The organism is Lacticaseibacillus camelliae DSM 22697 = JCM 13995, assembly GCF_001311195.1.
Taxonomy (GTDB): Bacteria; Bacillota; Bacilli; order Lactobacillales; family Lactobacillaceae; genus Lacticaseibacillus; species Lacticaseibacillus camelliae.
Genome location: NZ_BBAJ01000088.1, coordinates 1 through 8536 on the forward strand (window position 1 = coordinate 1; position 8536 = coordinate 8536).

Consider the following 8536-nt stretch of genomic DNA (forward strand, 5'->3'; position numbering starts at 1 on the left):
CGCTGCCAGGTGGGGCCGGCACGCTGGAGGAGATCAGTGAGGCGTTTTCGTGGGCCCGCGTCGGCGATAATGCCAGCCCGTGCGCGTTTTACAACGTCAATCATTATTACGATGCTTGGCCGCCTTTTACGATCACATGGTGGCGGAAGGTTTTTTTGACCGCCGCCGATCGCAGCAAGCTTCTGTTCACTGCGGACCTGACTGAGCTGGGACACTTTATTGATAGTTACACCCCACCGCGCTTGCGCACCTACCCCAAGCAAGGACGCGCTTGACCACATCAGCGCGCGTGCTATACTTGAATCAATTGAATCGGTGATGAGAAAAAGCGTTGCAGGTCATAGACCATTCAGCGAGCAAGGGGCAGTGCAAGCCTTGCGGGCCGGGCTGCGACGGGCGTTTTCGAGCCATGTTTAAGTAAGGGCAAGTCTCTGACTTGAAGTAGGGTGGAACCGCGTGACGAGCGTCCCTATGCTGATTTTGGCATAGAGGCGCTTTTTTTTCATGACCAGAAAAGAGGAAGTTATGACACAAAAGATGAGTGTCCAGAAAATGATCCAGACGCTGCAGAACTTTTGGGCGGACAAGGGCTGCATGCTGATGCAGGCCTATGATACGGAAAAAGGGGCCGGCACCATGAGCCTTACACCTTCCTGCGCGCAATTGGCCCGGAGACTTGGGCCGCGGCGTACGTGGAGCCTTCGCGCCGGCCGGCTGACGGCCGCTACGGGGAGAATCCCAACCGGCTGTACCAACACCACCAGTTTCAGGTGGTCATGAAGCCGTCACCGGAAAACATCCAGGAGTACTACCTGGACTCACTGCGCGCGCTGAACATTGATCCGCTCGAGCATGATATTCGTTTCGTCGAAGACAACTGGGAGAACCCGTCAATGGCTGCGCCGGGGTTGGTTGGGAAGTCTGGCTCGACGGCATGGAAGTCAGCCAGTTTACCTACTTCCAAGTCGTCGGCGGCCTTGAAGTGTCGCCGGTCACCAGTGAGATCACCTATGGGGTGGAGCGCCTGGCTTCCTACATTCAGGACGTCAACTCGGTGTTCGACCTTGAATGGGGGGACGGCGTGCTTTACGGCGACATTTTCAAGGAGCCTGAGTACGAGCACTCCAAGTACTCGTTTGAAGAATCTGACCAGGACATGCTGCTGAAGTTCTTTGACGCGTATGAGAAAGAGGCATGGCGCTTGATGGACCTCGGGTTAGTGCACCCGGCCTATGACTACATTCTAAAGTGCAGCCACACCTTTAACCTGCTGGACGCGCGCGGCGTGGTTTCGGTCACCGAACGGGCCGGCTATCTGAGCCGGATCCGCAAGATGGCGCACAAAGTGCCCGGGCGTTTGTTGCGGAGCGCAAGAAGCTGGGCTTTCCGCTTTTGAAGCACCAGGTTGAGGAGGCAAACTAATGGCGACATACTTACTAGAAATCGGGCTGGAAGACATGCCGGCTCATGTGGTGACCCCGAGCGTGAACCAGTTCGCGCAAAAAGCGGGCAAGTTTCTCAAGGACAATCATCTGGACTATGAGACTATCAACACTTATTCCACGCCGCGGCGGCTGACAATCGAAGTGCTGGGTCTGGCGGACAAGCAGGCCGACACGGAAGAAGACGTCAAGGGCCCGGCAAAAAAAATCGCGCAGGACGCTGACGGCAACTGGAGCAAGGCAGCCATCGGGTTCACGCGCGGCCAGGGTATGACCGTCGACGACATCGAGTTCCGCGAACTGAAGGGCGTTGAGTACGTCTACCTGCACAAGCAGACAGCTGGCAAGCCGGCAGCCGAGATTTTGCCTGGGCTGATCGATGTCGTGAAGGGGTTGACCTTCCCAACGCGCATGAAGTGGGGCAACTATGACTTCGAGTACATCCGGCCAATTCACTGGCTGGTGTCGCTGCTTGATGACCAGGTCGTGCCGATGCAGCTGCTGGACATCAAGGCTGGCCGCCGCACCGAAGGTCACCGCTTTTTGGGTCACGCCATCGACCTGAAGCAGGCTGGCGACTACGTTGAGGCCCTGCGCGGCGAAAAAGTACTCGTCGACGCCGCGGAACGCAAAGCACTCATTCGGCAGCAGATCGCCCAAATTGCGACCGACAATCACTGGAAGATCGATCTTGATGCTGATCTGCTGGAAGAGGTCAACAACCTGGTCGAGTGGCCGACCGCCTTTGCTGGGCGCTTCGACCAGAAGTACCTGGATATCCCAGAGCCGGTTTTGATCACCTCCATGAAGGACAACCAACGCTACTTCTATGCGCGTGATGCGGACGGTAAAATGGTCAACGCGTTTATCGGGGTCCGCAACGGGAACACTGAGCACCTGGATAACGTCATTCGCGGCAACGTCAAGGTTCTGACCGCACGGCTTGAAGACGCGGCGTTCTTCTACGCGGAAGACCAGAAGAAGACCATTGCGCAGTTTGTCGAGCGGCTGAAGACTGTCAGCTTCCACGACAAGATCGGGTCCATGACCGAAAAAAAATGGCGCGGGTCGGCACCATTGCCGGATTGCTTGCGGATCACGTGGGCCTGGCTGAGGCGGACAAGCAGAAGCTGCTGCGCGCCGCCGCCATTTACAAGTTTGACCTGGTCTCCGCCATGGTCGGCGAGTTTGCCGAACTGCAAGGCGTCATGGGTGAGGTCTATGCCAAGCTGGCAGGGGAAGACCCGGTCGTTGCTCAGGCTATTCGTGAGCATTACGAGCCGATCTCCGCCGACGGTGCACTGCCAGAGTCTGAGGTGGGGACACTGCTGGCCATTGCCGATAAGCTGGACTCGATCATGAGCTTCTTCGCCGTTGATCTGATTCCCACCGGTTCCAATGACCCGTACGCGCTGCGGCGCCAGGCTTACGGCATCGTCCGCATGGTCGCGGCCAATCACATTGGCTTTGACATCTCGGCACTGCAAAAGCAGGTGGTCGCGAAGCTCACGCAAAACGACCAGCTTGCCGGCCTTGACTGGGAGAAAAACCAAACCGCAGTGGCAGACTTCTTCCGCGACCGGGTTGGCCAGTTCCTAAGCACCGGCAAGATCCGTCATGACATCCTCGATGCCGTTCAGAACGCGCCAACGGTTGATGTTGAAGGGATGATTGCCGCGGCCAAAATTCTCACCGCCCATCAGGACGATGCGGACTTCAAGCCAACGATGGAAGCGCTCGGGCGCGTGCTGCGGATCGCCGACAAGTCGCCCCAAAACGTGGCTGTTGACGTGTCGCTGTTTGAAAACAGCACGGAAAAGTCGCTGCATGATGCCGTCAGCGCAGTCAAGGCCCACTTTGACGCGCAGCCGAGTGAAGCCAACTACCAGGCGCTGCGCGGCCTGACGGATGTCATCACCGATTACTTTACCGAGACGATGATCATGGCGGACGATGAGCGGGTGCGCACGAACCGGCTCGCCGAGTTGACTGGGCTGGCCAACCTGATCCACCAGTTCGGCGACATCACCGCGGTCATTGTTAAATAGATTGCTTTTTCAGACCGCAACCGCTATACTATAGCTTGTGTTAGTCTGTCGTAAATGGCAAAAACGAAGTCGCATTTCAAACTTGAAGTGCGACTTTTTACCGCTATGGAGGGAGGATTGCGAATGGCTCTGATCCCAAAAGAAATGATCGATAAGGTCCGCACCTCAGTGAACATTGCGGATTACATCGGCCAGTACGTGCAGTTGCGCAAGCAGGGGCAAAACCTGTTTGGTCTGTGCCCGTTCCAGGCAGAGCATACGCCGTCTTTTTCCGTCTCCGAGGGCAAGCAGATCTTTCAGTGCTTTTCCTGTGGGCGCGGTGGCAATGTCTTTCAATTTGTTCAAGACTACGACCACGTCAATTTCCCTGAGGCCGTGGTCAAGGTTGCGGCTTTTGCCAACATTTCACTTGGCGTGCAGGTCACGCCCACTAGGCGGCCTGAAGACCCGTCCAAGACCCGGCAAAAGCAGCTTCTGCGTGAAGTCACCGACATGATGCACCACCTGTTAGTCAACACCAAGGGCGGCGAGCCGGCTCTTGCGTACTTAACTAACCGAGGGCTCAGCCAGGCGACCATCGATCATTTTGAAGTGGGTTACGTGCCGGCTGACCGCAGTCTCATGAAGAAGTTTCTGGACAGCCGAAAGGCCACGTATGACGAAGAGCGTGCCAGCGGCCTGTTCGTGGAAGATGACCAAGGGCATCTTTTCGATCGCTTCAACGACCGCGTGATGTTCCCACTCAAGGACGCATACGGCGACGTGATCGGTTTTTCCGGACGGATCCTGACCAAAGAGGCCAGTTCCGCCAAGTACCTGAACAGTCCGGAAACGGAGCTGTTCAACAAGCGCGATGTGCTGTTTAATCTCGATCAGGCGAAGGCCACGTTCAAGGATAACGGGGCGCTGCTGTTTGAGGGCTTTATGGACGTGATTTCCGCGTTTCAGGCTGGCGTCCCTAACGGCATTGCGTCGATGGGGACCAGTCTGACCCAGGAACAGGTCACCATCATCAGCCGCCAGACCAAGCGCCTCACCATTTGCTACGATGGCGATGCACCGGGACAGCACGCGGCGGACCGCGCACTGGAATTGGTGCGTGATCATCCGCAGCTGCAAGTGGGCGTTGTGGTCCTGCCGGATGGGCAAGACCCGGACGAGTTCATCCAGGCTCACGGCGCTGAGGCCTTTAGCAAACAAGTACAGCACACGCTGACACCGATTGGATTTCGCCTCAACTACCTAGTGGCGGACCGCGACATGACCTCGGATCAAGACAAGCTCGCGTATATCGACGCGGCTTTGAAGGAAATCAGTCAAGAGCCTGAGCCGGTCGCGCAAAGCGTGTATCTGAAGCAGGTCAGCGACTTGACCGGCGTACCGGCCGAGACCTTGCGCCAGCAGCTGCCGGCAGTGCCAAAGCGCGCCCCGAGCGACGCAGAGTGGGGCACGCCACCGCCCCCACCGGAGGCCTACGATGAGCAGCCGGAGGCGAGCGCGCCAGTGGCGGCACCGCACTATGACCGGTACGAAAAGGCCGAACGGCAGCTGTTGCAGCTGAGTTTTCATGATTCGACCATTGCCACCAGGCTGCACCGGACGGGATTTATTTTTCCCGACGCCGACTATCAGAATTTGTTCGACGCCTGGCTGGCTTATGCCAAAGACGAGCCGGCGCCAACAGTGGCAGGGTTCATGGATAGCTTAGACCCCTCGCTGAGCCCAACGGTGGCCACCCTTGATTTTGAGGAGATACCGGACACGGATGACGACGGGGTGACCGCACTCATTCAGGCAGTAGGCCAGCGCGGGCTCAAGCAGGCGCTGCAACGGGTCAAGCAACAGATGACCCAGGCGCAGCAGCTTGGCGATGAGGCAACGGTCGATGCGATGTTAGATAAGTATATTCAGTTGCAGCGCCAATTGAAGGCGGCAGCTGGAGAATGAAGTTATAGGAGGCACTTTTATGGCTGAAAAAGATACGACAAAGAAACAAACTACCAAGAAGGCGACTGAGGCGAAGTCAGTTGTCAAAAGCGCGGCCAAGAAGGCGCCTGCTTCCAGCGCAAAGAAAACCACTGCGGCGGAGAAAAAAATCGGTTACCGTAAAGAAGACAGCGACGAAAGCGACCGCCAAAAAAACGACGAACAAGAAGGCTAGTGCCAAGCCAACCGCCGCTGAGACGAAGAAATACGATGCTGCAGTCAAAAAGGTGATCAAGGATTACAAGAAAGACAAGCAGATCACCAATGAGGAACTCGTCAAGCAGATCGTGAAGCCGTTTGCGTTGAAGAGCGAGGCGGTTGACGACTTGATGCTCAAGCTCGAGGATAACGGCATCTCGATTGTGGATGAAAATGGCGATCCTGCTGAAGCCAGCCTGAAGAAAGAAAAGCCGGTCTCCAAGAAGGCCCTTTCCGACCTGTCTGCGCCAACCGGGGTCAAGATCAACGATCCTGTGCGTATGTACTTGAAGGAAATTGGGCGCGTGCCGCTGTTGACAGCCGATCAAGAAGTCGATTTGGCGCTGAAAATCGAACAAGGCGATCAGGAAGCTAAGCAGCGGCTAGCGGAAGCTAACCTGCGGCTGGTGGTTTCAATCGCCAAGCGTTACGTTGGGCGCGGCATGCAGTTCCTGGACCTGATTCAGGAAGGTAACATGGGCTTGATGAAAGCCGTTGAGAAGTTTGATTACCGCAAGGGCTTCAAATTCTCGACCTACGCGACCTGGTGGATCCGCCAGGCCATCACCCGTGCCATCGCCGACCAGGCCCGCACCATCCGGATCCCTGTTCACATGGTTGAAACCATCAACAAGCTGATCCGCATCCAGCGGCAGCTGCTCCAAGACCTTGGCCGCGAGCCTACGCCTGAGGAAATCGGGGCCGAAATGGACATGCCAACTGAAAAGGTCCGCGAGATCCTGAAAATTGCTCAAGAACCCGTGTCGCTTGAAACGCCAATCGGCGAAGAGGACGACTCACACTTGGGTGACTTCATCGAGGACGACAACGCGACCTCGCCTGAGGATCACGCCAGCTACGAACTGCTGAAAGAGCAGCTGGAAAACGTGCTCGACACGCTGACCGACCGTGAGGAAAACGTGCTGCGTCTGCGTTTTGGTTTGGACGATGGGCGCACCCGCACGCTCGAAGAAGTCGGCAAGGTCTTTGGCGTCACCCGTGAGCGGATCCGCCAGATCGAAGCCAAGGCACTGCGCAAGCTGCGTCACCCGAGCCGTTCCAAGCAGCTCAAGGACTTTTTGGAATAAGCATTAAAGTGCTGGCTGCGGCCGGCGCTTTTTTTTGATGCCAAGCGGGTGGAACTGCTCCCGCAACCAGCGTGCTGCCGCCAGCTTTCGTGTATACTAGAGGTATCATCACCCAAAGGAGTTCAACTATGTCACCCATTCATCTCTCAAAACGGCTCGCGCATTTAGCAGCTTTCAACAATGACGGTCGGCGCATTGCCGATATCGGCACCGATCATGCATACATTCCCATTTACTTGGCGCAAACCGGGCAAATCGACTACGCAGTGGCCAGCGACATTGGTGCGGGGCCGGTGGCCATCGCGAAGGCCAACATCCATGCCGCCGGGCTCGACGACCAGATCGTGGTGCGCCAGGCCGATGGGCTTGCCGGGCTGACGGCCGAAGATGCTTTGGACACGATTTACATCGCCGGCATGGGCGGCCAACTGATCGAAGAAATCCTTGAGGCGGGCCGGAGCCGGCTTGATGGCACCGAGACCCTGATTCTGGGGCCCAACCGGGACGCCGAGGCGCTAAGGCGCTATCTGGCCGCGCACGAGTTCAGCATTCTGGATGAGGACCTGGTTGAAGACGCCGGTCATGTGTATCCGCTGATGAGTGTCGGCCAAACCCGGCCGCAGGTTCCCTACACCGAGGCCGACTTGATGCTGGGTCCGGTGCTGCGGCGTAAGCGCACCGCCTTATTCCTGAATCAACTCGAAATTGAGATCGACAAGACGGAGGCCGTTCTTCGCGGACTCGGCAATGCGACCCAAGTGCCTGAAGCAAAAATGGCTGACGAGCAAGCGCGGCTTGACTTGTTAAAGGAGGAATTCCATGCTGAGCGGAAATGACATTATTGCGCAATTCGAACAGTTCGCCCCTCAGACTTTGGCCGTGCCAGGCGATCCGGTTGGGATTCAAATCGGTGACGGCACCAAGGCCGTGCACACGGTGCTCGTGACGCTGGATGTGCGGCCGGAAGTGGTGGATGAAGCGATTGCTTTGAACGCCGACATGATTTTCGCGCATCATCCAGCGGTGTTCCATGCGCCGAAGAACTTAAACTACGCCGACCCTCAAAATGCGATGTACGGTGAGATCGCAAGGCACGACATTTTGGTTTACGCCGCCCATACAAACCTGGACCGAGCCACCGGCGGCATGAACGACTGGCTGGCGGCCGCCATGCACCTGAGCGATGTGCACCCGTTCATCGAGGCCGGCGACGAAGCCAACATGGGCCGCATCGGCACCTTGAACTCGCCGACGACGGTCGAGGCGTTTGCCCACGAACTGAAAACCATTTTTAACGTCGGTGGGCTGCGGGTGATTGCTGACGACCTGACCTTACCTGTGCAAACCGTGGCGGTGGTCGGCGGCGATGGGGGCCAATTCTACCCGGATGCCCAGAAGGCCGGCGCCGATGTCTACGTGACAGGGGACGTGTACTACCACACGGGGCACGACATGCTGGCGCATCACCTGCCAGTCATCGATCCGGGCCACCACATCGAATCGATCATGAAAGGCAAGGTACGCGAGCTGCTGATCGGATGGGCAGAACAGAACAACTGGCCGCTGCACGTGGTCGCATCGACGCTGAACACGGATCCGTTTACTTTTATTTGAATTCCCACAAACGAGAGGCTGAGACACAAAGCGGTTTTAGCCCAAAACGCAGGCGTCCCTGCATCGCGATTCGAAGTGCGAATCGTGATGCAGGGGCGTTTGCGTGTCTGGGCGTTGCTTTGTGGAACGCGACTAGGTCAATTATGTCTCAGCCTAGTCT

6 protein-coding genes and 2 pseudogenes are annotated in these 8536 nt (G+C 57.1%); all 8 read left to right on the plus strand.

Annotated elements, in window-relative coordinates; translation table 11 throughout:
• Positions 1-275 (plus strand): LOG family protein (locus tag JCM13995_RS11790; protein ID WP_173581566.1); only part of this gene is annotated, 275 nt, incomplete at its 5' end.
• 250 nt (positions 276-525) lie between these two features.
• Positions 526-1422, plus strand: a pseudogene (gene glyQ, locus JCM13995_RS11795) (glycine--tRNA ligase subunit alpha).
• Positions 1422-3490, plus strand: a pseudogene (glyS, locus tag JCM13995_RS11800) (glycine--tRNA ligase subunit beta). The pseudogenes glyQ and glyS overlap by 1 nt, the downstream one beginning before the upstream one ends.
• 129 nt (positions 3491-3619) lie before the next feature.
• Positions 3620-5437: a DNA primase gene (gene dnaG, locus JCM13995_RS11805; RefSeq protein WP_054665902.1), complete on the plus strand. Its 1818-nt coding sequence runs from the start codon at positions 3620-3622 to the stop codon at positions 5435-5437.
• Positions 5438-5456: 19 nt separating this feature from the next.
• Positions 5457-5651: a hypothetical protein gene (locus tag JCM13995_RS15035; RefSeq protein WP_054665890.1), complete on the plus strand. Its 195-nt coding sequence runs from the start codon at positions 5457-5459 to the stop codon at positions 5649-5651.
• A 52-nt stretch (positions 5652-5703) separates the two neighbouring features.
• Positions 5704-6762 carry an RNA polymerase sigma factor RpoD gene (gene rpoD, locus JCM13995_RS11815; RefSeq protein WP_054665893.1) on the plus strand — a complete coding sequence of 353 codons (1059 nt, stop codon included), beginning with the start codon at positions 5704-5706 and terminating at the stop codon, positions 6760-6762.
• Between the two features lie 128 nt (positions 6763-6890).
• Entirely contained in the window at positions 6891-7598 is a 708-nt protein-coding gene (locus JCM13995_RS11820; protein ID WP_054665896.1) for a tRNA (adenine(22)-N(1))-methyltransferase, read from the plus strand.
• On the plus strand, positions 7582-8376 hold the full coding sequence (locus JCM13995_RS11825; RefSeq protein WP_054665900.1) for a Nif3-like dinuclear metal center hexameric protein: 795 nt from the start codon (positions 7582-7584) through the stop codon (positions 8374-8376). The genes JCM13995_RS11820 and JCM13995_RS11825 overlap by 17 nt, the downstream gene beginning before the upstream one ends.
• The last annotated feature ends 160 nt before the right edge of the window (positions 8377-8536 follow it).

Bases quoted from the DNA above. Each gene is read 5' to 3' on its own strand.
- JCM13995_RS15035 (WP_054665890.1), top strand. From the start codon at position 5,457: ATGGCTGAAAAAGATACGACAAAGAAACAAACTACCAAGAAGGCGACT.
- JCM13995_RS11825 (WP_054665900.1), top strand. From the start codon at position 7,582: ATGCTGAGCGGAAATGACATTATTGCGCAATTCGAACAGTTCGCCCCT.
- JCM13995_RS11820 (WP_054665896.1), top strand. From the start codon at position 6,891: ATGTCACCCATTCATCTCTCAAAACGGCTCGCGCATTTAGCAGCTTTC.